Source organism: Bradyrhizobium sp. HKCCYLS20291, from assembly GCF_051167715.1.
Taxonomy (GTDB): domain Bacteria; phylum Pseudomonadota; class Alphaproteobacteria; order Rhizobiales; family Xanthobacteraceae; genus Bradyrhizobium.
Genome location: NZ_JBNPTO010000002.1, coordinates 438,322 through 463,797, shown reverse-complemented (window position 1 = coordinate 463,797; position 25,476 = coordinate 438,322). Strand labels below are relative to the sequence as shown.

General features: G+C 64.9%; 34 protein-coding genes. 22 read left to right on the top strand and 12 right to left on the bottom strand.

Features of this window, described 5'->3' with window-relative positions; genetic code table 11:
- Nucleotide 1: 1 nt before the first annotated feature.
- Genes ACQR07_RS06200 through ACQR07_RS06180 form a run of 5 tightly spaced genes read left to right on the top strand, consistent with a single transcriptional unit; the run spans nucleotide 2 to nucleotide 1,532 of the window.
- Nucleotides 2-310: a 2Fe-2S iron-sulfur cluster-binding protein gene (locus ACQR07_RS06200; RefSeq protein WP_434901444.1), complete on the top strand. Its 309-nt coding sequence runs from the start codon at nucleotides 2-4 to the stop codon at nucleotides 308-310.
- Between the two features lie 12 nt (nucleotides 311-322).
- Nucleotides 323-535, top strand: a complete 213-nt coding sequence (locus tag ACQR07_RS06195; protein ID WP_434901443.1) for a hypothetical protein — start codon at nucleotides 323-325, stop codon at nucleotides 533-535.
- Between the two features lie 34 nt (nucleotides 536-569).
- Nucleotides 570-878: a DUF6156 family protein gene (locus ACQR07_RS06190; protein ID WP_434901442.1), complete on the top strand. Its 309-nt coding sequence runs from the start codon at nucleotides 570-572 to the stop codon at nucleotides 876-878.
- Nucleotides 879-889: 11 nt separating this feature from the next.
- Nucleotides 890-1,057, top strand: coding sequence for a hypothetical protein (locus ACQR07_RS06185; protein ID WP_015665429.1), 168 nt, complete (start codon nucleotides 890-892; stop codon nucleotides 1,055-1,057).
- 16 nt (nucleotides 1,058-1,073) lie between these two features.
- A complete protein-coding gene (locus tag ACQR07_RS06180; protein WP_434901441.1) occupies nucleotides 1,074-1,532 on the top strand; it encodes a group II truncated hemoglobin in 459 nt (152 codons plus the stop codon).
- Nucleotides 1,533-1,796: 264 nt separating this feature from the next.
- Here the strand turns inward: ACQR07_RS06180 and ACQR07_RS06175 are convergent, their stop codons facing one another.
- The 4 genes from ACQR07_RS06175 to ACQR07_RS06160 all read right to left on the bottom strand — a co-directional run bounded on the left by ACQR07_RS06175 (nucleotide 1,797) and on the right by ACQR07_RS06160 (nucleotide 3,783).
- Complete coding sequence (locus ACQR07_RS06175; protein ID WP_434901440.1) at nucleotides 1,797-2,039, bottom strand: hypothetical protein; 243 nt, start codon at nucleotides 2,037-2,039, stop codon at nucleotides 1,797-1,799.
- 7 nt (nucleotides 2,040-2,046) lie between these two features.
- Nucleotides 2,047-2,802: a dienelactone hydrolase family protein gene (locus tag ACQR07_RS06170; protein WP_434901439.1), complete on the bottom strand. Its 756-nt coding sequence runs from the start codon at nucleotides 2,800-2,802 to the stop codon at nucleotides 2,047-2,049.
- A gap of 33 nt (nucleotides 2,803-2,835) precedes the next feature.
- A complete protein-coding gene (locus ACQR07_RS06165) occupies nucleotides 2,836-3,198 on the bottom strand; it encodes an iron-sulfur cluster assembly protein (protein WP_434901761.1) in 363 nt (120 codons plus the stop codon).
- Nucleotides 3,199-3,291: 93 nt separating this feature from the next.
- Nucleotides 3,292-3,783 carry a tetratricopeptide repeat protein gene (locus ACQR07_RS06160; protein WP_434901438.1) on the bottom strand — a complete coding sequence of 164 codons (492 nt, stop codon included), beginning with the start codon at nucleotides 3,781-3,783 and terminating at the stop codon, nucleotides 3,292-3,294.
- A 262-nt stretch (nucleotides 3,784-4,045) separates the two neighbouring features.
- Here ACQR07_RS06160 and ACQR07_RS06155 point away from each other — a divergent pair, with 262 nt between their 5' ends.
- Genes ACQR07_RS06155 through ACQR07_RS06145 form a run of 3 tightly spaced genes read left to right on the top strand, consistent with a single transcriptional unit; the run spans nucleotide 4,046 to nucleotide 5,002 of the window.
- The gene (locus ACQR07_RS06155; protein ID WP_006609694.1) at nucleotides 4,046-4,279 is read left to right on the top strand and encodes a BolA/IbaG family iron-sulfur metabolism protein; all 234 of its coding nucleotides are present in this window, start codon (nucleotides 4,046-4,048) and stop codon (nucleotides 4,277-4,279) included.
- Nucleotides 4,280-4,313: 34 nt separating this feature from the next.
- Nucleotides 4,314-4,643 (top strand): Grx4 family monothiol glutaredoxin, encoded by a 330-nt coding sequence (grxD, locus tag ACQR07_RS06150; protein WP_315752861.1) that lies wholly within the window; start codon nucleotides 4,314-4,316, stop codon nucleotides 4,641-4,643.
- Nucleotides 4,640-5,002: a (2Fe-2S) ferredoxin domain-containing protein gene (locus ACQR07_RS06145; protein ID WP_434901437.1), complete on the top strand. Its 363-nt coding sequence runs from the start codon at nucleotides 4,640-4,642 to the stop codon at nucleotides 5,000-5,002. Before grxD ends, ACQR07_RS06145 begins: the two co-directional genes overlap by 4 nt.
- A gap of 18 nt (nucleotides 5,003-5,020) precedes the next feature.
- On the opposite strand, the gene ACQR07_RS06140 is transcribed toward ACQR07_RS06145, so the two are convergent.
- Together ACQR07_RS06140 and ACQR07_RS06135 are read right to left on the bottom strand one after the other, a co-directional pair.
- Complete coding sequence (locus tag ACQR07_RS06140) at nucleotides 5,021-5,437, bottom strand: ArsC/Spx/MgsR family protein (protein WP_434901436.1); 417 nt, start codon at nucleotides 5,435-5,437, stop codon at nucleotides 5,021-5,023.
- A 1-nt stretch (nucleotide 5,438) separates the two neighbouring features.
- Entirely contained in the window at nucleotides 5,439-5,870 is a 432-nt protein-coding gene (locus tag ACQR07_RS06135; protein WP_434901435.1) for a response regulator transcription factor, read from the bottom strand.
- A 408-nt stretch (nucleotides 5,871-6,278) separates the two neighbouring features.
- Between ACQR07_RS06135 and nifH the strand changes: the two genes are divergently transcribed.
- The 11 genes from nifH to ACQR07_RS06080 all read left to right on the top strand — a co-directional run bounded on the left by nifH (nucleotide 6,279) and on the right by ACQR07_RS06080 (nucleotide 15,351).
- A complete protein-coding gene (nifH, locus tag ACQR07_RS06130) occupies nucleotides 6,279-7,166 on the top strand; it encodes a nitrogenase iron protein (protein ID WP_284423629.1) in 888 nt (295 codons plus the stop codon).
- Nucleotides 7,167-7,252: 86 nt separating this feature from the next.
- Nucleotides 7,253-7,978: a nitrogen fixation protein NifQ gene (locus ACQR07_RS06125; protein ID WP_434901434.1), complete on the top strand. Its 726-nt coding sequence runs from the start codon at nucleotides 7,253-7,255 to the stop codon at nucleotides 7,976-7,978.
- A 17-nt stretch (nucleotides 7,979-7,995) separates the two neighbouring features.
- Entirely contained in the window at nucleotides 7,996-8,490 is a 495-nt protein-coding gene (gene irrA, locus ACQR07_RS06120) for an iron response transcriptional regulator IrrA (RefSeq protein ID WP_434901433.1), read from the top strand.
- A 222-nt stretch (nucleotides 8,491-8,712) separates the two neighbouring features.
- On the top strand, nucleotides 8,713-9,927 hold the full coding sequence (nifV, locus tag ACQR07_RS06115) for a homocitrate synthase (RefSeq protein ID WP_434901432.1): 1,215 nt from the start codon (nucleotides 8,713-8,715) through the stop codon (nucleotides 9,925-9,927).
- 2 nt (nucleotides 9,928-9,929) lie between these two features.
- Complete coding sequence (gene cysE, locus ACQR07_RS06110) at nucleotides 9,930-10,718, top strand: serine O-acetyltransferase (protein WP_434901431.1); 789 nt, start codon at nucleotides 9,930-9,932, stop codon at nucleotides 10,716-10,718.
- Nucleotides 10,715-11,053 carry a nitrogenase stabilizing/protective protein NifW gene (gene nifW, locus ACQR07_RS06105; RefSeq protein ID WP_434901430.1) on the top strand — a complete coding sequence of 113 codons (339 nt, stop codon included), beginning with the start codon at nucleotides 10,715-10,717 and terminating at the stop codon, nucleotides 11,051-11,053. The genes cysE and nifW overlap by 4 nt, the downstream gene beginning before the upstream one ends.
- A gap of 258 nt (nucleotides 11,054-11,311) precedes the next feature.
- Entirely contained in the window at nucleotides 11,312-12,157 is an 846-nt protein-coding gene (locus ACQR07_RS06100) for an electron transfer flavoprotein subunit beta/FixA family protein (RefSeq protein ID WP_434870431.1), read from the top strand.
- Between the two features lie 48 nt (nucleotides 12,158-12,205).
- Entirely contained in the window at nucleotides 12,206-13,312 is a 1,107-nt protein-coding gene (locus ACQR07_RS06095) for an electron transfer flavoprotein subunit alpha/FixB family protein (protein WP_434901429.1), read from the top strand.
- Nucleotides 13,313-13,331: 19 nt separating this feature from the next.
- Nucleotides 13,332-14,639 (top strand): FAD-dependent oxidoreductase, encoded by a 1,308-nt coding sequence (locus tag ACQR07_RS06090; RefSeq protein WP_434901428.1) that lies wholly within the window; start codon nucleotides 13,332-13,334, stop codon nucleotides 14,637-14,639.
- A gap of 42 nt (nucleotides 14,640-14,681) precedes the next feature.
- A complete protein-coding gene (locus ACQR07_RS06085; RefSeq protein ID WP_434901427.1) occupies nucleotides 14,682-14,978 on the top strand; it encodes a ferredoxin family protein in 297 nt (98 codons plus the stop codon).
- 166 nt (nucleotides 14,979-15,144) lie between these two features.
- The gene (locus ACQR07_RS06080; RefSeq protein ID WP_434901426.1) at nucleotides 15,145-15,351 is read left to right on the top strand and encodes a TOBE domain-containing protein; all 207 of its coding nucleotides are present in this window, start codon (nucleotides 15,145-15,147) and stop codon (nucleotides 15,349-15,351) included.
- Nucleotides 15,352-15,378: 27 nt separating this feature from the next.
- On the opposite strand, the gene ACQR07_RS06075 is transcribed toward ACQR07_RS06080, so the two are convergent.
- Nucleotides 15,379-15,936 (bottom strand): DUF2478 domain-containing protein, encoded by a 558-nt coding sequence (locus ACQR07_RS06075; RefSeq protein ID WP_434901425.1) that lies wholly within the window; start codon nucleotides 15,934-15,936, stop codon nucleotides 15,379-15,381.
- A gap of 131 nt (nucleotides 15,937-16,067) precedes the next feature.
- On the opposite strand from ACQR07_RS06075, the gene modD reads away from it, so the two are divergent.
- Nucleotides 16,068-16,931 (top strand): ModD protein, encoded by an 864-nt coding sequence (gene modD, locus ACQR07_RS06070; RefSeq protein ID WP_434901424.1) that lies wholly within the window; start codon nucleotides 16,068-16,070, stop codon nucleotides 16,929-16,931.
- A 10-nt stretch (nucleotides 16,932-16,941) separates the two neighbouring features.
- On the opposite strand, the gene ACQR07_RS06065 is transcribed toward modD, so the two are convergent.
- The 5 genes from ACQR07_RS06065 to ACQR07_RS06045 form a co-directional block, all read right to left on the bottom strand.
- Entirely contained in the window at nucleotides 16,942-19,287 is a 2,346-nt protein-coding gene (locus ACQR07_RS06065; protein WP_434901423.1) for an ABC transporter substrate-binding protein, read from the bottom strand.
- Nucleotides 19,288-19,404: 117 nt separating this feature from the next.
- The gene (locus ACQR07_RS06060) at nucleotides 19,405-20,160 is read right to left on the bottom strand and encodes a sel1 repeat family protein (RefSeq protein ID WP_434901422.1); all 756 of its coding nucleotides are present in this window, start codon (nucleotides 20,158-20,160) and stop codon (nucleotides 19,405-19,407) included.
- A 739-nt stretch (nucleotides 20,161-20,899) separates the two neighbouring features.
- Complete coding sequence (locus ACQR07_RS06055) at nucleotides 20,900-21,601, bottom strand: DUF1045 domain-containing protein (protein WP_434901421.1); 702 nt, start codon at nucleotides 21,599-21,601, stop codon at nucleotides 20,900-20,902.
- Between the two features lie 5 nt (nucleotides 21,602-21,606).
- The gene (locus ACQR07_RS06050; protein ID WP_434901420.1) at nucleotides 21,607-22,794 is read right to left on the bottom strand and encodes an alpha-D-ribose 1-methylphosphonate 5-triphosphate diphosphatase; all 1,188 of its coding nucleotides are present in this window, start codon (nucleotides 22,792-22,794) and stop codon (nucleotides 21,607-21,609) included.
- A complete protein-coding gene (locus ACQR07_RS06045; protein ID WP_434901419.1) occupies nucleotides 22,791-23,453 on the bottom strand; it encodes a DapH/DapD/GlmU-related protein in 663 nt (220 codons plus the stop codon). Before ACQR07_RS06045 ends, ACQR07_RS06050 begins: the two co-directional genes overlap by 4 nt.
- A gap of 183 nt (nucleotides 23,454-23,636) precedes the next feature.
- Here ACQR07_RS06045 and phnC point away from each other — a divergent pair, with 183 nt between their 5' ends.
- Nucleotides 23,637-24,446 (top strand): phosphonate ABC transporter ATP-binding protein, encoded by an 810-nt coding sequence (gene phnC, locus ACQR07_RS06040; protein ID WP_434901418.1) that lies wholly within the window; start codon nucleotides 23,637-23,639, stop codon nucleotides 24,444-24,446.
- Between the two features lie 75 nt (nucleotides 24,447-24,521).
- Nucleotides 24,522-25,454 carry a phosphonate ABC transporter substrate-binding protein gene (gene phnD / locus ACQR07_RS06035; protein ID WP_434901417.1) on the top strand — a complete coding sequence of 311 codons (933 nt, stop codon included), beginning with the start codon at nucleotides 24,522-24,524 and terminating at the stop codon, nucleotides 25,452-25,454.
- Nucleotides 25,455-25,476 lie beyond the last annotated feature (22 nt).

Here is a 25,476-nt window from a genome sequence, read left to right as displayed (position 1 = left end):
AATGGCAACTCTGACGGTCATGCCCTCCGGCAAGACGATCGAGGTGGGCGAGGGCACCACCATTCTCGCGGCGCTGCTCGCCGCCGAGGTGGAGATCCCGCACAAATGCGAGGGGCAGGCGAAGTGCGGCTCGTGCCACATCTTCCTGCAGGAGGGACGCAAGGGCGTGTCGAAGGTCAGCAAGCTCGAGAACGAGAAGCTCGACACCATCGTCGGTGTCGGCTCGAAGTCCCGCCTCGCGTGCCAGGCGACGATCCTCGGCACCGAGAACGTCAAGATCGAGCTGCTCGGCTTTTCGTCAGGCTTCTAACAGGAGGATCACATGGACAACATCACGCTTCACGTTCGCTTTGCCCCGGATGGCACGGTTGCCGAGATCAGTGAACGGCCGGCCGCGCTGACGCCGCAGCAATGGTTCAACAAGCTCAGCGAGGCGATCGGCATGAAGGCCTATCAGACCTTCGCCGGCGGCCGCGGTGTCTTCAAGGTTGCCCGCGACGATGTCGAGGCCCTGAAGGCCGCAGCCGCCGCGTGACGGTGCGCTGCAGGCGATCGATGCGAGCGGCGGCATGAGCACCGATATGGTCCAGTTCTTCGTGTCGTATACGGGCGTCAAGCTGCCGTTGCGCCTGGTGACGGCGATCGCACCGGAGCAGCTGTCGAACCGCAACACCTTCATCCGCGGCTATTTCAATGCCGCGGGTGCGCTGACCGGATTCGAGAAGGTCGTTTACGGCGAGATCGAGCTCACCCATCGGTATGATTATCACGCCAACGGGACGTTGCGCCGTGCCGAGATCGTGATGCTCGACGAGGATCCGGTGACGCTCTGTTTCGACGAGACCGGCGCCGCTGTGGCCGGGCAGGACGCCGCGTGAGAGGGGGCATCGTGACCGTCGCCAAGCTGATCGAGGCTCTTGCCAGCATGCCCAAGGACGCTATCGTGCTGATGGACTCCGGCGCCGGATTGTCGCGCGTCGATGCGCTCGAGCTCGTGGACGAGCAGGGGCCCGGCGCACCCGCCGAGGTGATCCTGCAACCGAGCTTGGACGAATAGAGACGGAACGAGTTGGATGGCAGACGCTGGGACTTCGCAGACGGCAGAATCGGAGACCGCGCCGGTGATCACGCCGTATGAGCGGATCGGCGGCGCCGTCGTGGTCGATCGTCTGGTCGAGTCGTTCTATCACCGGATGGATACGCTGCCCGAGGCCAAGACGATCCGGGACATGCACGGCACCAATCTCGGGCCGATCAAGGTCATCCTGAAGCGCTATCTCTCGGAGTGGCTCGGCGGCCCGAAACTGTACTCGCCGGAGAAGGGCCACCCGCGCCTGCGCCAGCGTCACATGGGTTTCCCGATCGGCAGCGCCGAGCGCGATGCGTGGCTGCTGTGCATGCGCGGCGCGCTCGATGAGACCGTGGCCGATGTTCAGGCCCGCCAGGACGTCGACGCCGCCATGACCAAGCTCGCCGACTGGATGCGCAACCAGGCCGGCAACCCGCACGATGCCCGTGCGGCGCGGCCGTGAGATCGCGGCGAACCCCGCCGCATCGTCATTGCCAGGAGCCGGAGGCGACGAAGCGATCCAGAGTCCTCGTGTCGCCCTGGATTGCTTCGCTGCGCTCGCAATGACGGAATGCAATGGCCGGTGGTTCGTAGGGTGGGCAAAGCGAAGCGTGCCCACCGCGACGCTATCCGTTGGTGTTGGATGGTGGGCACGGCGTGCAGCTAGCCGCGCAAACTCATGATCGTCAGTGGCGCCTTTGCCCACCCTACGGACTACGGACACCAACTAATACAACGGCACGCCAAAGAAATTCTCCTCATCGCCGCCCCAGGCGCGGTGCAGGGCCAGTGCGTTCTGCCAATGCTGCATCTCGGTGTCGCTGGCGCTGCGGTGAGTGATCTTGCCGTCCGGCTGCTCGGCGAGCAGAAACGGCTTGCCGTTGCGAATGAAGCGGTTGAGGTCCTTGGTATCGTTTGGCCGCACCACGCAGCGCGGCCGCTCGTCGATCAGGATGGTGGTCGGCAGCATCGCGCTCTCACTCCATCGGCGGTCCCATGTCGTCGTCGGCCTTCTTCTTCTTTTTCTTGTCGGTCTTGGCGAGCGCGTAGGCGCCGGCGTTCTTCAACGTGATCGGCGGCTGGCCCACGACATATTGCGAGATCCAGGCGAGCGTCCGCTCGTGAGCCAGTGAGGTGGCTGCCGCGTCATGGCTGGCACCGTCGTCGTCGAAATCATGCGCGGCGCCGGGATAGGAGAAGGCGCTGACCTCGGGATGATGGGCACGGAACATGCTGACGGCCGTGAACGGCACGACCGGGTCGGCTTCGCCAAAATGCAGCAAGGTGGGGACCTTGCGCTTCGCGCCGGCGGCGTCGACGACGCCGGTGGCGTAGTAGCTGACCGCGCAGGCGAGACCGGACACGCTGTTCGCTGCGCTGTAGGCAAGGCCGCCGCCGGCGCCGTAGCCAACCACCGCGACCTTGCCGCATTCCTTGACGCTATCGACCGTCGACTGGATCTCGGCAAGCAGCGGGGCCACGGGATCCTGCGCGGCCGCCGCGGGAGCACCATCGGCCGCCGCCTCGACAGCCGCCGGCGGCGACAGCTCCGGCGCGATCACGACATAGCCACTCGCCGCGAAAGCATCGGCGACCTTGCGGACCTTGCTGCCGCCGTTGCCGTCGGGCAGCACGACGACGGCGCCTTTCGGTGTGTCGGCCGGATCGGCTCGGAACGCCTCGAACGTATGTCCGTCATTGGCTGTGAGCTTGATGGTGCTCTCTGTCGGCATGTGATGCTCCCGTATCTGCGCGGTCGGCGCGCGTTACAACAAGCCCAGCTCCAGGGCGGTCTCCTCGGACATGCGTGACTTGTCCCACGGCGGCTCGAACACGAGCGTCACCTTCACCGAGGCGACACCGTCGACCGCCTGCACCGCGTTCTCGACCATGCGAACGATCTCGCTCGCGACCGGGCAGCCGGGTGCCGTCAAGGTCATGTCGATCTCGACGGCGCCACCGCCTTCATGCGCAATCCGATAGACCAGGCCGAGGTCGTAGACGTTCACCGGGATCTCCGGGTCATAGACCGTCCGCAGCGCGGCGATCACGCTTTCGGCGGCATCCTGGGAGCCGGTCGCGACGGCGCTCTGGGCCGGGGAAGGAGGGGGCGCGGCGTGCATGCTCATCATGCGTTGGTTCCTCTCATGGTCCTGGTTCGCACCAGGGATAGTCGTTCGAAGTCGTGTCGATATTGCGCTGGCTGTCAGCATGGCTGTGCCTCACCCCGCGCCGAGCCCATCGGCCAGAGCCGCTACGACCGGCCAGCCGACGGCGCCTGATGGATCGAGCCGGCGCAGCGCTGCGAGCATCTCGGCCGCGCTGTCGGGATCGTTCTTGCGTAGATGAATGAAGGCCAGGGCCTTCAGCGTGTAGAGCGCGAAGCGGCCGGCGCCATCCGGCAGCGGATCGTGCGGCGCCCATTGCCGCCAATCGGATGACCAATCGGCCTGGCGCGCCGCCTCGGCGAGGCCGAGCTCGGCGACCGCCTTGGCCTCGTCGAGATGGCCCTGATAGGTGTGGATCTTATAGAGGCAGAAATAGGTCGGCAGCTCCTGCGGTGCGGCGGCCAAGGCCTGGCGAAACAGCCGGTCGGCGCGGGCGTGATCGCGGCGATACGCCGCCACGCCCTGCTGCAGCAGCGCGTCGATCTCCTCGGGAAGATCACCGAAGTTGATCGTGTCGGGTTCGCTGACCAGTTCGAGCATCTGCATTGACCTCGATCAAATCATTGCAAGACGCGGACCGTTTTGCAGTGGTGCAGCAGAGGCCTTGGCGATGACAACGTCGGCGAAAAGCAGGGCAAGATGTTGGATTTTGAACGCCCGTCCCGGCCACATCCTTGTCGTTGTCGCAAAGATGACGCGCCGGCCGCCCTTTCGGCGCTCGAACGGCGCCGCCGCAGTGTTCGGCAGGTCCAAACGACTGGTTCGGAGCTTGCATGATGCTGTGACCAAACCAGCGGGAGTACCAGCGATGGCGATGGCGGCAACTGATATCGAGCGTCTCATCAAGGAGGCGTTCCCGGATGCGGTCGTCGTGATCGAGGACCTGGCTGGTGATGGCGACCATTATTCGGCGCGCGTCACCTCACAGGCTTTCGCGGGGAAGAGCCGGGTGCAGCAGCATCAGATGGTCTATTCGGCGCTGAAGGGTCAGATGGGCGGCGTACTGCATGCGCTGGCGCTCGAGACGTCATTGCCGAAATGATCGCGACACCTCCAGGGACACAAGGATAACATCAATGTCGACATCCGAACGCATTCAGAAGCTGATCGACAGCAACGACATCGTTCTCTTCATGAAGGGCGTGCCGGCGGCGCCGCAATGCGGCTTCTCCGCCGCTGTCGCGCAGATCCTGGCCAAGCTCGACGTGGCCTACGAAAGCGTCAACGTGCTGGCGGATCCCTTCATCCGCGAGGGCATCAAGGAGTTTTCCAACTGGCCGACCATTCCCCAGCTGTATGTCAAGGGCGAGTTCGTCGGCGGTTGCGATATCGTGCGCGAGATGTTCCAGGCCGGTGAACTTGCAACCCTGCTGGCGGACAAGGGCATCAAGGCGTCCGCCTCATGAGCGATACCAGCGTGGTCGCAGCGGACGACGATTTCGAGATTCCGCAGCTCTACAAATATCACGCCTTCGTCTGCCTGACGCAGCGTCCGCCGGGACACCCGCGCGGCAGCTGCGGCGCGCTCGGCGTGCAGCCGCTGTGGGACCATCTGACGAAGACCATCGAGGCGCAGCGGCTGACCGACATCGGTATCACCGCCGCCGGCTGCTTTGGGTTCTGCAGCGCCGGCCCGATGATGGTGGTTTATCCCGACGGCATCTGGTATCGGCCGACCAAGCCGGAGGACATCGACGAGATCGTCGAGTCCCATTTCAAGCAGGGCAAGCGCGTCGACCGCCTGGTGATGGTGCTGAAGCGCTGAAGCTTCGACCGGAGCCGCTCAGCGCGGCTCCGGGCAGGGCGACGCCTCCGGACGCGTACAGCCCTGGACGTCGTCGAGATCATCATCCCGCTGCAGCAGCGACAGCACGGGCTCACGATCGAAACCGGCGCAGCATTGGCCGTCGGCCTCGATCAGTGGACGGCGGATCAGCAGCGGATCTTCCAGCATCAGGTCGATCGCGGCGACGGCCTCAATCGCCTCCGGCTCGATCTCGCCTGATTTGACGCGCGGCGAGGCCGGATTGAACCAGGACCAGACCGGCGTTCCGGCGAAGTAGGCGCGCAGCCGCTCGCCGGTCCAAGGTTCGGTCAGCAGATTCCGCGCGACGACCTCATGGCCGGCGCGCGTCAACATCAGCTTCTGCCGGGCATTGGTGCCGCAGCCCGGCTTCTCATAGAATGTAACGGTGGTCACGTCAGAGCCCGCCGAGCTGGACCAATGGCGCGCCGCCGGCGCGGCCGAGAATGGTGTCGACCTTCTTGCGCACCGACTCGATCGTGAGCGGCTTCACGACCGCCCCGTGCGCGCCGGCCTTCAGCCCTTCGATCGCGATCGCCTCGTCGATCTTGGCCGTCACGATCAGGATCCGTACGCCCTTGAACCTGTCGATGATCTCGCGCACCAGCTCGGGTCCGCGCTGTTTCAGAAACGACACCCCGAGCAGCACCACGTCGGGCGCCAGCCAGTCGACGCCCTTCGCGTAAGCTTCTTCCGGCGTCGCCAGCTCATGAGTCTCGATCTCATCGTGCAGCATGAACTGCAGGGCCGCGCGGGTGATCTCATCGTCATCGATCACGAACACCCGCCGCTGGTCCACCGCTTTTGCCGTCTCAACTCCGATCTGCATCGCATCCTCCTCAAACCTTGGCGCAAGGCTGCGATGAGGATCTAGCAAATCCCGTTCCGGGCCCGACGCCGCTGAAAATCGGCGGTTGTTGTGTCATTTCGGACAGCGCTGCCCTGCGTCCGATCTTGCGAGGCGTTCCGATGTCGGATTTGCAACAACATGCCTCGGCGCGCGGATTGTTCTGCATCTCCTTCTAAACACGACCCTTTTGCCTCTGCGCGGGAGCGTGGCACAGCCGTTGCAAAACTCTGGTCAGGCAATGGTTGAGGGCTGAGTGCACGCTGACGCTTCGGACGAGCGATGCTCTCCTTCCCAACAACCCGTCTGCCGGTTCGGACACATGAGAGGACGCGGTCACGCTCCGCTGGACGCGGGCGCGACAACAGCAATCGGTTGATGGAGAGCAGAATGGCATCACTTCGACAAATCGCATTTTACGGCAAAGGCGGCATCGGCAAATCGACGACGTCGCAGAACACGCTCGCGGCGCTCGCCGAGATGGGTCATCGGATCCTGATCGTCGGCTGCGACCCCAAGGCGGATTCGACCCGCCTGATCCTGCACGCCAAGGCGCAGGACACCATTCTCAGCCTGGCCGCTGCCGCCGGCAGCGTCGAGGACCTCGAGATCGAAGAGGTCATGAAGGTCGGCTATCGCGACATCCGTTGCGTCGAGTCCGGCGGTCCGGAGCCGGGCGTCGGCTGCGCCGGCCGCGGCGTTATCACCTCGATCAACTTCCTGGAAGAGAACGGCGCCTATGAGGACATCGACTACGTGTCCTACGACGTGCTCGGCGACGTGGTGTGCGGCGGCTTCGCGATGCCGATCCGCGAGAACAAGGCGCAGGAGATCTACATCGTGATGTCCGGTGAGATGATGGCGATGTATGCCGCCAACAACATCTCCAAGGGCATTCTGAAGTACGCGAACTCCGGCGGCGTGCGCCTCGGCGGCCTGGTCTGCAACGAGCGCCAGACCGACAAGGAGCTGGAGCTGGCGGAGGCTCTGGCGAAGAAGCTCGGCACCCAGCTGATCTACTTCGTGCCGCGCGACAACATCGTGCAGCACGCCGAGCTGCGCCGCATGACCGTGCTGGAGTATGCGCCCGACTCGGTCCAGGCCGGCCACTACCGCTCGTTGGCGCAGAAGATCCACGTCAACGCCGGCAAGGGCATCATCCCGACCCCGATCACGATGGACGAGCTCGAGGACATGCTGATGGAGCACGGCATCATGAAGGCGGTCGACGAGAGCCAAATCGGAAAGACTGCCGCCGATCTCGCCGCAACGGCTTAAGCAGTCTTGGTACCGGCCTTCCTCCCGTCGGAAGGCCGGTACCTGTTCTTCGAGGATCGCGTTGGCTTTCAGCAAGGGATCGCGCCATGACCATCGCCGTTGTCGACATGTCGAACGCCGTTGCGATCCACCTGCAAACGTCGCTTGCTTTCGAAGACGACAAGCGGCAGCGAGGTCGTGCAATATATCGCTTGCTGACTGGCAATGACCCGGCCGACGCCGTGATCGACAGCGATTTGAGCTTTGACCGTCACGTGGTCGCATCGATCCTGGCTGTGTCAGCCATGGAGCACGGCGCACTGGCGGAGCGGGTGGGGCTTTCGACTGTCGAGTTGATTGCCCTGCTGGCGCAGCTGTTTCCTGCCGCACCGATCGATTCCTCCTGGCTGCCGATCAGCGGCGCCGCTCCCGCGCCTGACGATGACGAGATCGCGATGGTGCGCGATCTGCTTGCCGCGCAGCGCTCGACCGATGGCGGCGTCAGCCGTTGGCTCGCGGCGATGGTCGCGCGGCGCGCGATGGAGCCGAACCATCTCTGGGAGGATCTCGGCCTGCGCGAGCGCTCCGAGCTGTCGCGGCTGCTGATGCGGCACTTTGCGCCCTTGGCCAGCCGCAACACCAGGAACATGCGCTGGAAGCGCTTCTTCTACCGCATGCTGTGCGAGGACGACGGCTTCGTGATGTGCACGACGCCGGTCTGCACCCAATGCAATGATTTTCAGCTCTGCTTCGGCGAGGAGAGCGGCGAGAGCCGCATGGCCGAGCGGCGCCGCGAGGTGGCGCTGCAGGAGGCGGCAAGCGCCGCGATGTGAGGTCGAGGACTGCGACGATGTTGATGGACCCCCAGCCTGGATCGCCGTGCCATTCCGAGAACGGGCGATGTCCCGAAGCGGACACCTGCGACGCTGGCGAGGTGCTGATGCGCCGCTGCGAGGATGCGTTGCGACTGGCCGGCTTGCGCCCCACCCAGCAGCGCCAGCAACTTAGCCGGATTCTGTTCGGCAACGGAAACCGTCACATCACGGCTGACGTGCTCTATGCCGAAGCTGTCGCGACCGGCATGAAGATCTCGCAGGCCACCATCTACAACACGCTCAATCAGTTCGTGGAGCTCGGCCTGCTGCGGCAGATCGGCGTCGACGGCTCCCGGTCGTTCTTCGACACCAACACCACGATCCATCCGCATTTCTTCTATGAGGACGAAGGTGAGCTCGTCGACGTGCCCGGGCATGTCGCGTTCGAGCAACTGCCGGAGCCGCTGCCGGGCTACGGCATGGAGCGGATCGACGTCGTCATCCATCTGCGCCGCAAGCGCCACGCCTGACCTCGCAGGCTGGCGCAGCACCCGCGCATTTCCCCCGCAAGCCGTCCACGTCGATTTCCGACCCTGTTACGAATCCGACAATGCGGGCTCGTCAAGAAAGTGTCGGTAAATCAGTCATTTAAAGTGATGTTTAGCGCTGGCATGGCGGTTGCTGAGTGACTTGCAGGCCGTGACGGAGCGCTGTGCTTCCCCGGTCGACACAGGTTGCGACGGAGCAAGAGAATGCCTGACGTCTTCGGACAGCGCGGGCCCAGGAAGGCCCGGGATGCCGGCTTGACTGAAGGGGGCGCCGTTTCGGGGCCCCGGGTCATCCTCAACGACACCACGCTCCGTGATGGCGAGCAGGCGCCAGGTGTCGCCTTTGCCCTCGGAGAGAAGGTCGCGATCGCGCGCGCGCTGGCGCGGGCTGGCGTCCCCGAGATCGAGGCCGGCACGCCGGCGATGGGCGCCGACGAGATCGCAGCCATTCGCGCGATCGTCGAGGCGGATCTGCCGGCGACCATCATCGGCTGGTGCCGGATGCGCGAGGCCGATGTCGATGCCGCCATCGCGGCCGGCGTCTCGATGGTGAATGTTTCCATTCCGACATCGGACGTGCAGATCGCTGCCAAGCTCGGCGGCGGCCGCAGCGTTGCCCTGGACCTGCTCAAGCGCGTGGTCCGCTATGCACGAAGCCGCGGCCTGGACGTCGCCGTCGGCGGCGAAGATTCGTCGCGCGCCGATGTCGGCTTCCTGGTGGAGGTCATCGCGACGGCGAAATCGCTAGGGGCCAGGCGCTTCCGGGTCGCTGATACGCTGAGCGTGCTCGATCCCGACGCGACGTTTGCGCTCGTCAAGTCGTTGCGCGCGACGACGGATCTGGAGATCGAGTTTCACGGCCATGATGATCTTGGGCTCGCGACCGCCAACACGCTCGCCGCGATCAAGGCCGGCGCGACACATGCGTCGGTCACGGTCATCGGTCTCGGTGAGCGCGCCGGCAATGCGCCGCTGGAGGAGGTCGCGGTCGCCTTGCGGCAGCTCTACCGGCGTGACACCGGCATCGTGCTGGCGGAGCTTGACCATGTCGCCAACGTCGTCGCGGCCGCGGCGGCCCGCGCCATCCCGCTCAACAAGGCGATCGTCGGCGAGCATGTCTTCACCCACGAATCCGGCATTCACGTCGATGGATTGTTGAAGGATCAGCGGACCTACCAGGCGCTCGATCCCGTGCTGTTCGGCCGCTCCAACCGCATCGTGATCGGCAAGCATTCGGGGCTGTCGGCGATCACGTCGCTGCTGTCCGATCTGCGGCTGCCCGCCAGCGCTGATCAGGCGCAGCGGATCCTGGCCCGCGTGCGCAAGCATGCGGTCGCGCATAAGGGGCCGGTGCCGAAGGAGGCGGTCGCCGCCATCTGGCGCGAGGTCTGTGATCACCCGCTCGCGAGCTTTGCCTGACCATGAGCGATATCGCCGAGACCCCCATGAAGCCCATCGCAGCAGAAGCTGCCGTCCCGACGCTGCTCGGCCTGATCCGCGAGGATATCGGTTGCGTCCGCTCGCGTGACCCGGCGGCGCGCAGCGAGGTCGAGACCTTGCTGACCTATCCGGGCATCCACGCCTTGATCTGGCACCGCCTCGCGCACCGGCTCTGGATCCGCGGCTGGCGCTTTCCGGCGCGGCTGTTGTCGTGGCTCGGACGCTTCCTGTCGAATGTCGACATTCATCCGGGCGCGCAGATCGGCCGGCGCTTCTTCATCGACCATGGCGCCTGTGTCGTGATCGGCGAGACCGCCGAGGTCGGCGATGACGTCACGCTCTATCACGGCGTTACCCTCGGCGGCACATCCTGGTCGCCGGGCAAGCGGCATCCGACGCTGGAGAACGGAGTCGTGGTCGGTGCCGGTGCAAAGATCCTTGGACCGATCACCATCGGGCCGCGCACCCGTGTCGGCGCCAACTCCGTCGTGATCCAGAGCACGCCGCCGGATGTCACCGTGGTGGGCATCCCGGCCAAGGTGGTGCGGCCGGAGTTCACCCACCGGCGCACCGTCGGCCGCATCGATCTGGATCATCACCTTATGCCGGATCCGGTCGGCGAGGCGCTGTCTGTGATGCTCGACCGCATCGAGTTCCTCGAAGCCCAGCTCGCCCATGTCCGGCAGAAGGTGCGCCAGGGACCACCGCCGCCGACCCCGACCAGCGGCTGCGAGGTCGATCCGACTCTGACCCAAGGAGCAAAACAATGAGTGCGGCAACCCCGAATGTGCTCGATCAGCTGAAGCAGACATCCGCGGCCGAGGAGTTCTTCAAGCTGCTCGAGGTCGATTACGATCCGAAGGTCCTGAATGTGTGCCGGCTGCACATTCTACGGCGGATGGGCCAGTATCTCATCAGCGAGGACTTCTCCGAGGTTTCCAACGAGGAGATCGCCAGCCGCTGCAAGTCATTCCTGGCGCAGGCCTACCAGGACTTCGTCGTCTCCACGCCACTCGATCAGCGCGTCTTCAAGGTGCTCAAGGAAGCGGTCGCGCCGCCCAAGCCGGCGCCAAAGCCGTTCGTGCCGCTGACGTCCCTCAAGTAACAGCCGAACTCATCAGGACATCTCGAAGCGCCGTCAGCCATCTGGCGGCGCTTCCTCGTTTCGGCGATCGATGCGCCACCTTGCGTCTGTCGCATTCCCGACGCGTGTTGCTTGCGACGTGTCGGACCTCTGCAAGCGTTCGCAGCCAAAAATCAGGTCTCCGCCCCAAGTACCTGAAACCGTGCCGGAATCAGCCGCATCCGAAACTGGTACGGCAATTGCTGTCCTCATCGCAGGCCCACACACCGGAGCGATCGCATGCATATCGTCGTCTGCATCAAGCAGGTCCCGGACTCCGCGCAGATCCGCGTCCACCCGGTGACCAACACCATCATGCGCCAGGGTGTGCCGACCATCATCAATCCCTACGACCTGTTCGCGCTGGAGGCGGCGCTACAGCTGCGCGACAAGTTCGGTGGCGAAGTGACGGTGCTGACGATGGGGCCGCCGTCCGCCGAGGACTCGCTGCGCCGGGCCCTGACCTACGGGGCCGATCGCGCGGTGCTGCTGACCGATCGCTTCTTTGCCGGCGCCGACACGCTGGCCACGACCTACGCGCTGGCAACGGCCATTCGCAAGATCAGCGACACGTTCGGGGCGCCCGACATCGTGTTCACCGGCAAGCAGACCATCGACGGCGACACCGCGCAGGTCGGGCCGGGCATCGCCAAGCGGCTCGGCCTTCTGCAGCTCACCTATGTGGCGAAGATCAATGAGGTCGATCCGGCCGCGCGCACCATTGAAGCCGAGCGCCGCTCGGAAGGTGGTGTGCAGGTGCTGAAGACGAAGCTGCCCTGCCTGGTGACGATGCTCGAGGCGACCAACGAGATCCGCCGCGGCGCCATGGCCGACGCGCTGCGCGCGGCGCGCGCGCAGATCGTGACCTGGAGCGCGAAGGACGCCGGCGTCGAGGACATTTCCAAGTGCGGCCTGAAGGGCTCGCCGACCATCGTGAAGCGCGTGTTCGCGCCGTCGGCTCGCGCCGATAAGGCGGTCTTCGTCGATGTCTCGACGCGACCGCCGGCGGAGGCGCTGATCGAGGAACTGTTCAAGCGCCAGCCGAAGCTCGAAGCCGAGCTCGTCACCTCGGCGCACGGCTTCTGACCCCCGCACGCGACATCGAGCTTCCTTCGGATCAACGGGACGACGACCATGAGCCAGCCCACCAAAGCACCGCCTGCCGCAGCCGGTCGCGCCGCGACCAAGAAGGAGCTGCCGGAGCATTTCAAGGCCTACAAGCACGTCTGGGTGTTCATCGAGCAGGAGCGCGGGCAGGTTCACCCGGTGTCCTGGGAGCTGATGGGCGCCGGCCGTGAGCTTGCCGACAAGCTGAAAGTCGATCTCGCGGCCGTCGTGATCGGACCGCCGGGCGAGGCCGTTCAGCACGCGGCCGCCGAGTCGTTCTGCTATGGCGCGGATCTCGCCTATATCGTGGCCGACGAGGTTCTCACCGACTATCGCAACGAGGCCTACACCAAGGCGCTGACCGATACGGTCAACACCTTCAAGCCGGAGATCCTGCTGCTCGGCGCCACCACGCTCGGGCGCGATCTCGCGGGCTCGGTCGCGACCACGCTGCTGACGGGTCTCACGGCCGACTGCACCGCGCTGGACGTCGATGCCGACGGCTCGCTCGCAGCCACGCGCCCGACCTTCGGCGGCTCGCTGCTGTGCACCATCTACACGCTGAACTACCGGCCGCAGATGGCGACGGTGCGCCCGCGCGTGATGCCGATGCCGGAGCGCGTCGAAAAGCCCGCGACCCGGATCATCGAGCACAAGCTCGGCATGGTCGAGGAGGACATCGTCACCAAGGTGCTGTCGTTCATCCCGGATCGCGACTCCGCCAAGTCCAATCTCGCTTACGCCGACATCGTCGTTGCTGGCGGCCTGGGCTTAGGCTCACCGGAGAACTTCCAGCTCGTCAAGGGTCTCGCGTCGGTGCTCGGCGCCGAGTTCGGCTGCTCGCGGCCGCTGGTGCAGAAGGGCTGGGTCACCTCGGACCGGCAGATCGGCCAGACCGGCAAGACCATCCGTCCCAAGCTCTACATCGCCGCCGGCATCTCCGGCGCGATCCAGCATCGGGTCGGCGTCGAGGGGGCCGACCTGATCGTCGCCATCAACACCGACAAGAACGCGCCGATCTTCGACTTCGCGCATGTCGGCATCGTCACGGACGCGATCCGGCTATTGCCGGCGCTGACCGAGGCCTTCCGCGCACGACTGTCGCCGCATTCGCGCGACCGCATCGCAAGCTAGCCACCAGAGGAGCAGGGCAATGATCGAGGAACGTTTCGACGCGATCGTCGTGGGCGCCGGCATGGCCGGCAATGCGGCCGCGCTGACCATGGCCAAGCGCGGCATGAAGGTGCTGCAGCTCGAGCGGGGCGAGTATTCCGGCTCCAAGAACGTGCAGGGCGCGATCCTCTATGCCGACATGCTGGAGAAGCTGATCCCGGAATTCCGCGAGGAGGCGCCGTTGGAGCGGCACCTGGTCGAGCAGCGGTTCTGGATGCTTGACGACAAGTCGCATGTCGGCCTCCACTACAAGTCGGACGACTTCAACGAGGAGAAGCCGAACCGCTACACCATCATTCGTGCTCAGTTCGACAAATGGTTCTCGTCCAAGGTCAAGGAAGCCGGCGCCACGGTGCTGTGCGAGACGACGGTGACCGAGCTGGCGCAGGACGCCTATGGCAAGGTCATCGGCGTCAAGACGGACCGGCGCGACGGTGAGATCCACGCCGACGTCGTCGTGCTTGCCGAGGGCGTCAACGGCCTGCTCGGTACCCGCGCAGGCCTGCGTGAGCGGCCGAAGCCGGAGAACGTTGCCCTGGCGGTCAAGGAGATGCATTTCCTGCCGCGCGAGACCATCGAGGCCCGCTTCAACCTCAAGGGCGACGAGGGGGCGGTGATCGAGGCCGCCGGCACGATCTCCCGCGGTATGACGGGAATGGGCTTCATCTACTCCAACAAGGAGTGCATCTCGCTCGGCATCGGCTGCCTCGTGTCCGACTTCCAGAAGACCGGCGAGACGCCCTACGGCCTGCTCGAGCGCTTCAAGCAGCATCCGTCGGTGGCGCCGCTGATCGAGGGCTCGGAGGTCAAGGAATATTCGGCGCATCTGATCCCCGAGGGCGGCTACAACGCCATCCCGCAGCTCTGCGGCGACGGCTGGGTCGTGGTCGGTGACGCCGCCCAGCTCAACAATGCCATCCATCGCGAGGGCTCCAACCTCGCCATGACGTCGGGCCGCATCGCGGCCGAGGCGATCTTCCAGGTGAAGTCGCGCCGTGATCCGATGACCAGGGAGAACCTCGCGCTCTACAAGAAGATGCTGGAGGACTCCTTCGTCATCAAGGACCTGAAGAAATACAAGGACATGCCGGCACTGCTGCACAATCAGTCGCAGAATTTCTTCCTGACCTATCCGCAGCTGGTCTCGAAGGCGATGCAGAATTTTGTGCGCGTCGACGGCACCCCGAAGAAGGAGAAGGAGAGCAGCATGCTGCGCTCCTTCGTGAGCGCGAGGTCGTGGACTGGCTTGTTCGGTGACGCCTTCAAGTTTGCCCGGGCGTGGCGCTAGTCAGGGAATGAAGCAAGTAATTGAAGCGAAGGGAGATCGGAGATGAGCACGGATGTCGCGGTGCGGGTCGAGGACAAGCTGTTCTACAATCGCTATCAGGTCGATTCCGGCCGGGCCCATATCAAGGTCCGTCCGCACGCGACGCCGAGCCCGCAGCTGAAGGCGCTGCTCAAGGCCTGTCCGGCGCGCTGCTATGAGCTGAATGATTCCGGCCAGGTCGAGATCACGGTGGATGGCTGCATCGAATGCGGCACCTGCCGTGTCATCGGCGAGGCCAGCGGCGACATCGAGTGGAGCTATCCACGCGGCGGCTATGGCGTGCTGTTCAAGTTCGGCTGAGGCCGGTGACCGGAACGGGCAGGCGATGCCGTGTCGGGTTTGCGACATCGCGCTGCTGCATCCCGCCCATGCTATATCGTATGAGATATAGATCATTGTGTTTGGGCGGCAGCTTTGCTTACATCCGGGTGCAGCAACGGTGCTGCGACCGCACGAGGAGCAGCCTGTGAAGCTGAGCGCAAGAAACGTCCTGCCGGGAACGGTCGTCTCGGTCGCGAAGGGAGCGACCACGGCGCATGTCAGGGTCGAGCTCGCCCCAGGATTGACGGTGTTCTCGGCCATCACCAACGAGGCCGTCGAGGAGCTCGGGCTCGCGGTCGGCGACAAGGTGTCCGCCGTGATCAAGTCGTCGGACGTGATGATCGGGAAATAGCGACCTGCTGCGGGGCGCTCGCGTGGGTCAGCCCGGCGGGCGAGCCGCGCTCAGGTCGAGCCACCACGCGTCCATCGCCGAGTGCGATGGCTGCAGGAGCGTGCCGATGTCCCCGGTGAAGCTCCGCCAGTCCTCGATGCATTTCTGGGGCACCGCGGTCAGCACCGGAATGCCGGAGGTGATCGCGTCGGCCAGCTCGCCGCGCAGGCCGCTGCCCGACGCCTCTTGCTTGGAGAACTTGTTGATGACGATGAGGTCGGCATGAGCGGCGATGGCGCGGTGAACGGCCATGCCGGCTTCGGCCAGGCCGGCCGAATCCAGCTTGCAGGCCGTGGATCCGCGGCCGAGGTCCTGGCAGATCGAGATCGTATCACCATTGCCGAGATCGATGACGTCCATCCCGCTCTTCCGGCCGATCTCGTTCCGTGTATTGCGCTGGACGATGCCGCCGACGCGGACGCCGCGCCGCAGCAGTCCCTGGGCGAAATCGTCGAGCAGAACATCGGCGTCGTCGCCCGGTCCATAGAGGATCGCAGCGAGGCGGGGCGGCTGGAGACCGGATGGATCGGATTGATGATGCGACATCGCAGGGGGGCCTCGGAGGGCTGCAGTGAGTCCGTCCGGCCTGCCAGGCCATGCTGGTCTGGTGATCGAGTGCGGGCAGCCGGCCGCGACTATATCGATGATGCGGCCTGAAGAGAAAGAGGGGATATCGCGTGCCGACGACTGCCAGTCTCCATGACCTCGAGGCCCTGCTCCGTGACGACGTTCCCTATGGGGATCTGACGACGGACGCGCTCGGGATCGGCGCCGAGCCGGGGCAGATGCACTTCGCTGCGCGAGATCAGATGGTCCTGGCGCTGGTCGAGGATGCCGCAGCGCTGATCGAGCTCAGCGGCTGCCGGGTCGAACTGCTCGTGGCCAGCGGAATGGTACTGGAGAAGGGGGCGCCGATCCTACGGGCGCATGGGCCCGCGGCCGCTCTGCTGCGCAGCTGGAAGGTGGCGCAAACGCTGATCGAGATCTGGTCCGGGGTGGCCACCGAGGCCGCGGCGATCGTCCGTGCGGCCCGCGCGGTGACGCCAGGCATTGCCGTCGCCTGCACGCGCAAGAACGTGCCGGGGACGAAGCACTTTGCGGTCGCGGCGGTGAAGGCAGGCGGTGCCGTGATGCATCGCCTTGGACTGTCCGAAACGGTGCTCGTCTTTCCCGAGCATCGGGCGCTTCTTGGGGACGCTTCTCTTGCCGATATCGTCGAGCGCTTGCGGCAGAGCGCGCCGGAGAAACGGCTCGTCATCGAGGTCTCGACCGTCGAGCAGGCCGTGGCGGCCGCGTCGGCCGGCTTCGAGGTCATTCAGGCCGAGAAGTTCGCCCCGGCTGACATCGAGGCGCTGGTCAGGCGGATCGGCGCGATGGCCGCCCTTCGAATGCGGCCGATCGTTGCCGCCGCCGGCGGCGTCAATGTACAGAACGCGGCGGCTTACGCTGCAGCCGGCGCCGACCTGCTGGTCACGTCAGCGCCGTATCAGGCCCGCCCTCGCGACGTCCAGGTCCGGATCGCAAGAGCGTCTGTGCCCTGACCGGCAGCATCTATGGCGCCGGGCGGGCGGCCGGGTGCTTCTGGCGAGCCGCCCGCCACTCCAGGAATTCGCGGAACAGCTTGGGGTCGGACGGCGTGCCACTCGGCCTGGAATCGTTGACCTGGGCGTTCGCTCCGAGCACCTGCGCAGCCGGCATGTTGCGGTCGAGCCAGTCCTGCGCGGTCTTGAATCTGGTCCAGCCCGCGATGGGCGCCAGCGGCGCGACCTCCTGCCATTTGGGATGAAACGGCGGCCGCTGCAGCGCCTGCAGATCGCCGAACAGCGCCTCGACCAGCAGCGACAGCCGGCGATGGCGGTCGCTTCCGGGCTGCCAGTTGTACGAGGCGAGCAGGGCTTCGGCCGCGATCGTATTGACGGGCGCAGATCTGTTCACGAGGTTCGGATAGTCGTCTGCGGAGAGTTGCGCCGGAAGATACTCGTCATGCAAGGTCTTGTCGTATTCGACCGGCACCAGATGCAGATTCGGATCGTTGACCTGGCTGAGCCATTGCAGCGGCTTGCCCTCGACCGCGATGATCGCGTCGATGTCGCCCCGTCGCAGCATGTCGAGCGCCAGCCGCGGCTCGATGTACAGCAGATGCGGTCTGATGCCCAGGCGCTCGAATATGTTGATCGACGTGACGAAAGTGCCGCCATCGGGAAGGTCGACCGCGATGGTCTTGCCGTCGAGGTCGTTCAGGCTGGTGATCGACTTCGGCGCGACCACGTGCATCTCCTCATTGAACAGCTTGGCGACATAGACCAGCTGCTCACGCACGTTGTTGGCGAAATCCTTGCGCTCGAGGAAGGCCAGCGTATCCTTGCGGATGATGCCGGCATCGACGCCGCGCAGCAGCAGGATGTCGGCGACGGATTGTACGGAGCCGCGGCCAATCACGGGCAGTACGCGCAACTCGGCGCCCTTGTCGAGCACCGATGCGAGATCCGCGCCCATGTTCGCATAGGTGCTGCCGAACGAGCCGGTCATCACCGTCACGGTGTTGGCGTTGAGCTGGTTGGCAAGGTCCTTCTTCGCCGTGCCGTAGCGGAAGATCGTCTTGAAGGACTCGCTCACGGTGCCGGGATCGATACCGCTGCGGACCGGACCGAAGCGCTGCCACTTTCCCCCGGTGAACTGCATCATCTGCATCTGCTCGAGCGGCGCATGGTCGTGGACGCTGGTGTTGATGGTGATGCCGGACGTCAGCATCGGCACCTGGAGCCCCTTCAGTGACGAGGCCTGCTTCATGATGTTCTGACGCGACAGGTCGTCGCCGCATTTGCGCAGGACCGCCACCATCGTTTCGGCGACGATGTAGCCGTAGACCGAAAGCCCATTGCTGCGGGACACCTGCGGCAGATAGCGATCCATGAAGGCCGCCCATTCACGGTGCGCCGGCTCGTCCGCGGTCGCCGTATCCTCCTCGTCGGTGAAATAATTGGCCGAGAGAATGCCTTCCGAATTCTGCGCGCCTGCCGTCAGCATCACCGCGGAGACCGAATCCGACACCGAGGTGAGGATATGATCCGGCCGCCAGCCGATCTCGGCAACACGGCGGATGGCCATGACGGCGAATTTGGGGGTCGTGACGTCGAGCAGAATGTCGGCGCCCGAGGCCTTCAGGGTCGCGATCTGCTGGTTGACATTGGCGTCGGTGACCTTGTAGGCGGCCTCCGCCACGACGGGGATCTTGCCGCCAAGGCCGTCCTTGATGCCCTTGATGTAGTCCTTGCCGAAATCGTCGTCCTGATAAAGGATCGCGATCTTGCCCTTGGTGTGGGTCTCGAGCAGGTACTGCGCGAAGATGTGGGCTTCGGTCTGGTAACTCGGCTGAAAGCCCATGGTCCAGGGGAAGTCGCGCGACTGATCCCATTGCGAGGAGCCCGAGGCGACGAACAGCTGCGGAATCTTGTTGACGTTCAGATAGGGGCGGGCGGCGAGGCTGGTGGCGGTGCCCAGGCTGGCGAACATGAAGAGGACGTTGTCCTCCTCGACGAGCTTGCGCGTCATCTCCAAGGTTTTCTGCGGCACGTAGCCGTCATCATAGGAGATGAAGTTGATGCGCCGGCCGTTGATGCCGCCCTCGACGTTGATCTTGTTGAAGTACGCCGCGATCGTCTTGCCGATGACGCCATAGGCGAGCGCAGGTCCGCTATAGGGCATCGTATTGCCGATGCGGATCTCGTTGTCGGCGGCCGAAGCGCCGCGAGCGTGCGCTGTGGCAAGCAGGAGCGCGAGCCCAAGGGCGAGGCATGCGCCCGTCCAGCCGCCGCCGATGCCAGCCGCTCGCGGCCGGAGCTGGCTGTTTCGCGTCCTTGCCGTACAGCCCGAGCCCGCCGCATTGATGCCCTGCATCGTCAATCCTCCCGTCGAAGTCTCTTCATTGAGCGCAGACGATTGATCGCGATCGCCGTTCCTCATTGAAGGCGGCGTGATCGCGTTGGTTCAGGTCGATGTCTTGGTGATGCCGCGCTAGCGGACGGCGGATTGTTGAATGCGTCGGCTTGCTTCCAGCGAGCCTTGCTCGGCGGCCCGAAGATACCAGGCCCTCGCCTTGGCGGCGTCGGGAATCGCACCGAGCAGCCTCAGCTTCGTCAACTCGATCGGATCATAGGTCCGCGCGAGCAGCAGCGAAGCGTCGGCATTTCCTGCGTCGGAGAGCCGGGTGAGAATCAGCCGTGCGCTTGCCACGTCCCCGGCGGCCAGCAGAGCTCGTCCACGTTTCATCAGCGCGTCGACTTCCTCGCGCGGCAAGGGCACGGTGGTGCGGACCGGCACGGCGGCTGGTGCTGGAGCGGGGGTGGCGAGGGCCAGGGCGTTCGAATTGTTCGGAGCCGGTGACGGCGATGACGTTGGCGGCCAGGTTCGCGCGGTGGTGTCGGGGCTGGCAGCCGCGATGATGGCCGAGGTCGCGCTCGGCGTGTCCTCCTGGGCAATCTTCGCTTCGGCCGGGTCGATCTGGGCAAGGCTCTCGAGCACCGCGGTCGGCATCAGTGCAGATTTGCCCTGGGGCGAGCCGGTGTCCTCGAAGTTCACCACGTTGACGACGATCATGGCCACGGACGCGGCAATGCCGATCGCCGCGCCGACCTTGATCAGGCCCCCGAGGCGAAACGACTTGTCATTGTCTTCTGGCGGAAGCGGCATGACGACGGGATCAAGCGTTGGGCTCAACAGGCCGCGGCGAAATTGATCATCGGCCAGATCGTTGACGGCAGGATGCGCCATCAACGCATTTGGCCGGGCGATCAGATGTGAGGGCAACGGGACGGTCTCGGCAAGCGATTCGGAACCATCCGAACCACCATCGCTGTGATGCCGCCGCGGAGCGTATTTGCTGAGCTCCTCGGCGGCCCAAGGCGCCGTCGGCTTGACTGATTGGTTCTGAACTGGAGCACTCATTACTAGCCTCCTGCCTCCCACGATCGAGTCGTGGAAGAGATCGTCAGGGCGTCAGGCGCGCGCAATCCAACCGAGGTTCGCATATTGAAGCGGAGCCGGGAAGCGGCACCAACGCTCCTGCCGATACGGTTTCCTTCCGACATGCGCGTCACCCCTTTTGCGCGTCCTGGTCACAATCGTTCTTCTTACCTTTAAGCTGATCAATGTTCTTGGCGGGAAGGGTGAGTAGGTGAGGCTATTCTATGGAAATTTCCCGGCCGGCTCGCTGACCCGATGCTCGCAGTACGCGAAACCGCTGAGAAAGATGCGCGGCGCGGGAGCGGGAGTTGGAGTGTTTGGATACCATCGCGTCGTTCGTACTGTTGTGTTCGCGTCGCTTTGACGCGACATATGCCGCGTGGCGGGCCTTGGGGCGATACAACCAATGCGCGAAGCGTCCCGGACAAATGCGGCCGGACAAGGCCGGCCGTATTCACAGATCGATCGTTTTTTTCGGCCGACAAGGGCATGGACGCGGCCTTTATCCCTACCGGCAACCGACCGAAGCGTGACCGCCGAATTGACGTCAGCTTCCGGCGATCGGCCAGCTCTCGACGATGCTGAAGCGGCTCGCAGGGCTCGGCTGCCGGAACAGCGCGATCCGGTCGATGACGAGCTTGGCGAGGCCGAGCGCCGCGAAGCGGTCTTGCAGCATCGCGAGAATGGGACGCCGCCGCTCATCGGAAAGCCGACAGGTCAGAGTCATGTGGAAGCGAAAATCGTCCATGACATAGGGATAGCCCCAGCGGTCGAGGTGGTCGCGCTGGCGCGGCGTCAGCAAATCCGGCTTGCGGCGGGCGCGGTCGTCCGCGCTCATGGGGGCCCGGAAGGGCTCGAACGTCTCGACGCAAGCGGCCGCGAGTTGCTGCAGGTCAGGTGATCCTTCGCCGGGGATCACAGCGATGAAGCCGCTGATTGCGTCCACGACGGGACGGATGATCGGCACGGTCTTCCAAGCCGCCGCAAAGGCGGCGCAGGCGGCGCACAGCTCTGCTTCGGTGCTGGCGTCGTTCAGCGGAAACGGCGCCTTCAGCGTGGCATGGAAGCCGTATTTGCGGGCGTCCGCGGTCAGCTCGGCCCAATCCGGCAGCGCATCGACGACCTCGCTCGGAAACGGCCGTTCGCTGCCGGTCCACGCATCGTAGCCGAGCAGATCCGCACCAAACGCGGCCAACGCCATCTCCGGCGCCGGCGCGTAGTAGATCGCATAACGCGGGACGTCGGCCATCGAAGCTACTCCGCCGCCATCGCGCGAGTCGCCGCGCCGTTACCGAGGCGCCCGACCTCCGTGAGATAGACCAGCCGGCCCGCCGCGATCACCGCGACGACGCGCGGACGCATCGGCATGCTGTCGTCGACAAGCACGATGTCTGCACGAGCCCCGGCGGCGAGAGCGCCGCGGTCCGACAAGCCGGCCGCGCGCGCAGGGCCGGCGGATATCAGATTCCAGGCCTGCGCCAAGGGCAATATGCCGTCGGCGGCGAGGCGATAGGCGGCCAGCAGCGGCGCGGGATAGTAGTAGTCGGACGCCAGCACCGAGCACAGGCCCTTGGCGATCATGTCGCTCGCCCTGGTCCAGCCGGTGTGGCTGCCGCCGCGCACGACGTTGGGTGCGCCGAACACGATGGCGTCGCCGCCAGCGGCGGCCTCGCGTGCGGTCTCCTCGTTAACGGGAAACTCCGCGATCTCGACACCCTGTCCGCGGAAGGCGCGGCGCATCTCCGGGCTCTCGTCGTCGTGCGACAGCATGCGGATGCCGGACCGGCGCGCCATGGCGGCGAGACGCGCGACGGAGGCCGGCACGGCATCGGCGCGGGACACGATATCAGCGACGAGACGATCGAACGCCTCGCCGGACAGGCCGGTGCGATCGACCATGCGCTGCCGCTTGTGCGGCTTGTCGAGGCTCGCGACGGTCGAAGCCATATGATCGTTGAAGGCGAACAGGTCGATGCGGCGCGCCGCGAGCAATCGGCTGATTTCGTCCTCGTCGTCGAGATTGAAAGTCTCGTGGCGCAGATGGAAGCGCGTATCGGCGGCAAGCCTCGGCCTGAGGCTTTCGATCGCCTCGAGCAATTGACGCGCATTGCCGGCGCTGCGCAGGCCGGGTTCCCACGACCACGTCGTGGCGTGGAAAACCGTGGTGATGCCGTTGCTGATCGCCTGGCGGTCGCTGTCGACGAGCGCGACGTCGATCGGGAAATCGACGCCGGCGCGCGGCATCATCTGGCGCTCGAACGCATCGCCGTGGATGTCGACGATCCCGGGCAGCACCGTGAGGCCGGATGCATCCAGATCGAGATCTGCGCCTCGCGTCGCGCCATCGAGGCCGGCGATCACGCCGTTCGATATCTGCAGCGATGTGTCGGCAAGGTCGGAGCCGATCAGGCAGCGGCCGGAGAAGATGGAAATGTTGGTCATTGGGCGGCACTTTGCCGCACAAGGCGCCCGCCGTCGAGAGCCGCTTCGTATTTGTCCAGGAACGCGCCGATCTCGAGCCCCCGGAAATCCGGCAGCGCCGCGCGAAGTGCGTCATGGGTCCAATCCCACCAAGCGAGCGTGACGAGGCGCTGTTCGATATCGATCGGGAAGCGCCGCTTGATCACCCGGGCGGGATTGCCGGCGACGATGGTGTAGGGGGGCACGTCCTTGGTGACGACGGCACCCGCCGCCACCACGGCGCCGGTGCCGATGTTGCGCCCCGGCAGCACGATCGCGCCATGGCCGATCCAGACGTCGTGACCGATGTCGACGTGATGCTGCCTGCGCCAGGCGAAGAACTCCGTGTCGTCGGCTTCACCTTCGAAATAGGCGCTGGCGCGGTAGGTGAAGTGGGCCTGGGTCGCACGATGCATCGGATGATTGCCCGGATTGATGCGGGTCATCGCCGCAATCGAGCAGAATTTTCCGATCGTCGTGTAGGTGATCTGGGCGTCGTTGACGACATAGGAGTAGTCGCCAATCGTCACCTCGTGAAGAATGCTGCGGGCTCCGACCTCGCAATAGGCGCCGAGGCGCGTCTCGTGGAGTTTTGCGCTGGCATCGACGGTGGGTGCAATGGAAAGCGATTTGCCGGCCATGTCTGGTTCTATTCCTTTGGAAATCGACAACAAGGTCTAAGGTGCTCGTCATGACAGTTGCGTGACACGATGATGACGGCGCTGCCGCCGATGTGGATGAGGGAGCCGGCGTAAGCGGACTGTCATATAACTGTTGAGTCCAGACGCTAGCGATGGGGCAGAGCGAGGCGTCTGGAGAATTTCATGCTGGTGGTCAATGGTCTGACGTGCCGTTTCGGCGCGAAAGCCGCGGTCGACAATGCGTCCTTTTCGGTGGCGCCCGGCAGCTTCGTCGGCGTGATCGGACGCTCGGGCGCCGGAAAATCGACCCTGCTGCGCTCGATCAACCGGCTCAGCCCGATCAGCTCCGGAAAAGTTCTGTTCAAGGATCTCGACGTGACGGCGCTGCGCGGCCGCGAGCTGCGGCAGTGGCGCGCGCGGTCGGCGATGATCTTCCAGCAGTTCAACCTGGTCGGCCGGCTCGATGTTCTCACCAACGTTCTGATGGGCCGGCTTGCCGAGGTTCCGTCGTGGCGCTCGCTGGCGCAGCTGTGGCCGGCGGAGGATGTTGCCATGGCGTTGTCCGCGCTCGAGCAGTTCGACATGGCGTCGCTGGCCGCGCAACGTGCCGATCAATTGTCGGGAGGACAGCAGCAGCGTGTCGCGATCGCCCGCGCATTGGTGCAGAACCCCGAGATCATCCTGGCCGACGAGCCGATCGCCTCGCTCGATCCGCGCAACACCCGGATCGTGATGGACGCACTGCTGCGCATCAACAAGCATTTCGGAATCACGGTGGTCTGCAACCTGCATTCGCTCGATCTGGCGCGCAGCTATTGCGATCGCTTGATCGGCATGGCCGCTGGACGCGTGGTCTTCGACGATTTGCCCGCCGCGCTGACGGCGCAGATCGCGCGCGAGCTCTACGATCTCGAGGCCGACGACGTCATGGATAGCGTCCGGCCCGTGCCACCCGTAACCGTTCCGGCTTTCGGCGAAGCCGCCGTGGCCTGAGGCGTGAGTCACGCTGATTTCAGCCGTCGCATCTCGCGGCGGCCCAACCGTACGACAGCAACAAGAGGATTTGCCATGATCAATCGTCGCGTCATCCTGGCGGGCGTTGCCGCGCTTGCCTTCGCCGGTTCGGCCTCGGCCGAGGATTGGAAGACGAAATATCCGGAGCTGACCTTCGCGGTCATCCCGGCCGAGAACGCCTCCGGCGTCACCGAGCGCTGGACGCCGTTCGTCAACTACCTGTCCAAGGAGCTCGGCACCAAGGTGACGCTCCGCATCGCCAACGACTATGCGGCCGTGATCGAAGGTCAGCGCGCCGGCAACATCCACATCGCGAGCTACGGCTCAGCCTCGTTCGCCCGTGCGCGCCTGACCGGCGTCAAGATCGATGCCTTCGCCAACGACATCAACGCCGACGGCAGCACCGGCTATTATTCGGTGTTCTTCGTTAAGACAGCCAGCCCGTACCAGAAGGTCGAAGACCTCAAGGGCAAGAATCTCGGTCTGGTCGATCCGAACTCGACCTCCGGCAACAACGTGCCGCGCTTCGAACTCAACAAGATGGGTGTGACCGATGCCGAGACCTATTTCAGCAAGGTGGTGTTCGCCGGCAGCCACGAGAACGCCGTCCTCGCTCTCGCCCAGGGCACCGTCGACGTCGCAGCCAACCAATGGACCAGCGACAACGACTCGACGCTGGCGCAGATGCTCACCAAGGGCATGCTGAAGAACGCCGACGGCTCGCCGATGAAGAAGGAAGACTTCCGCATCATTCACAAGTCGGCGCCGATCATCAACGGCCCCTATGCCTATAATTCGGATCTGCCCGCGGATCTGAAGGCGGCGATCGCCAAAGCGTTCTTCGATGCCCCGACCAAGGACAAGGCTGCGTTCGACCGTCTCTCCGACGGCCAGAAGAAGGGGTTCCATCCGGCCACGACGAAGGACTGGGATGGCACGATTGACCTGATCAAGTTCGTCGACAGCCTGCGCAAGAAGGCGTCCTGATCCGAACTGCCTGCGACGGTGA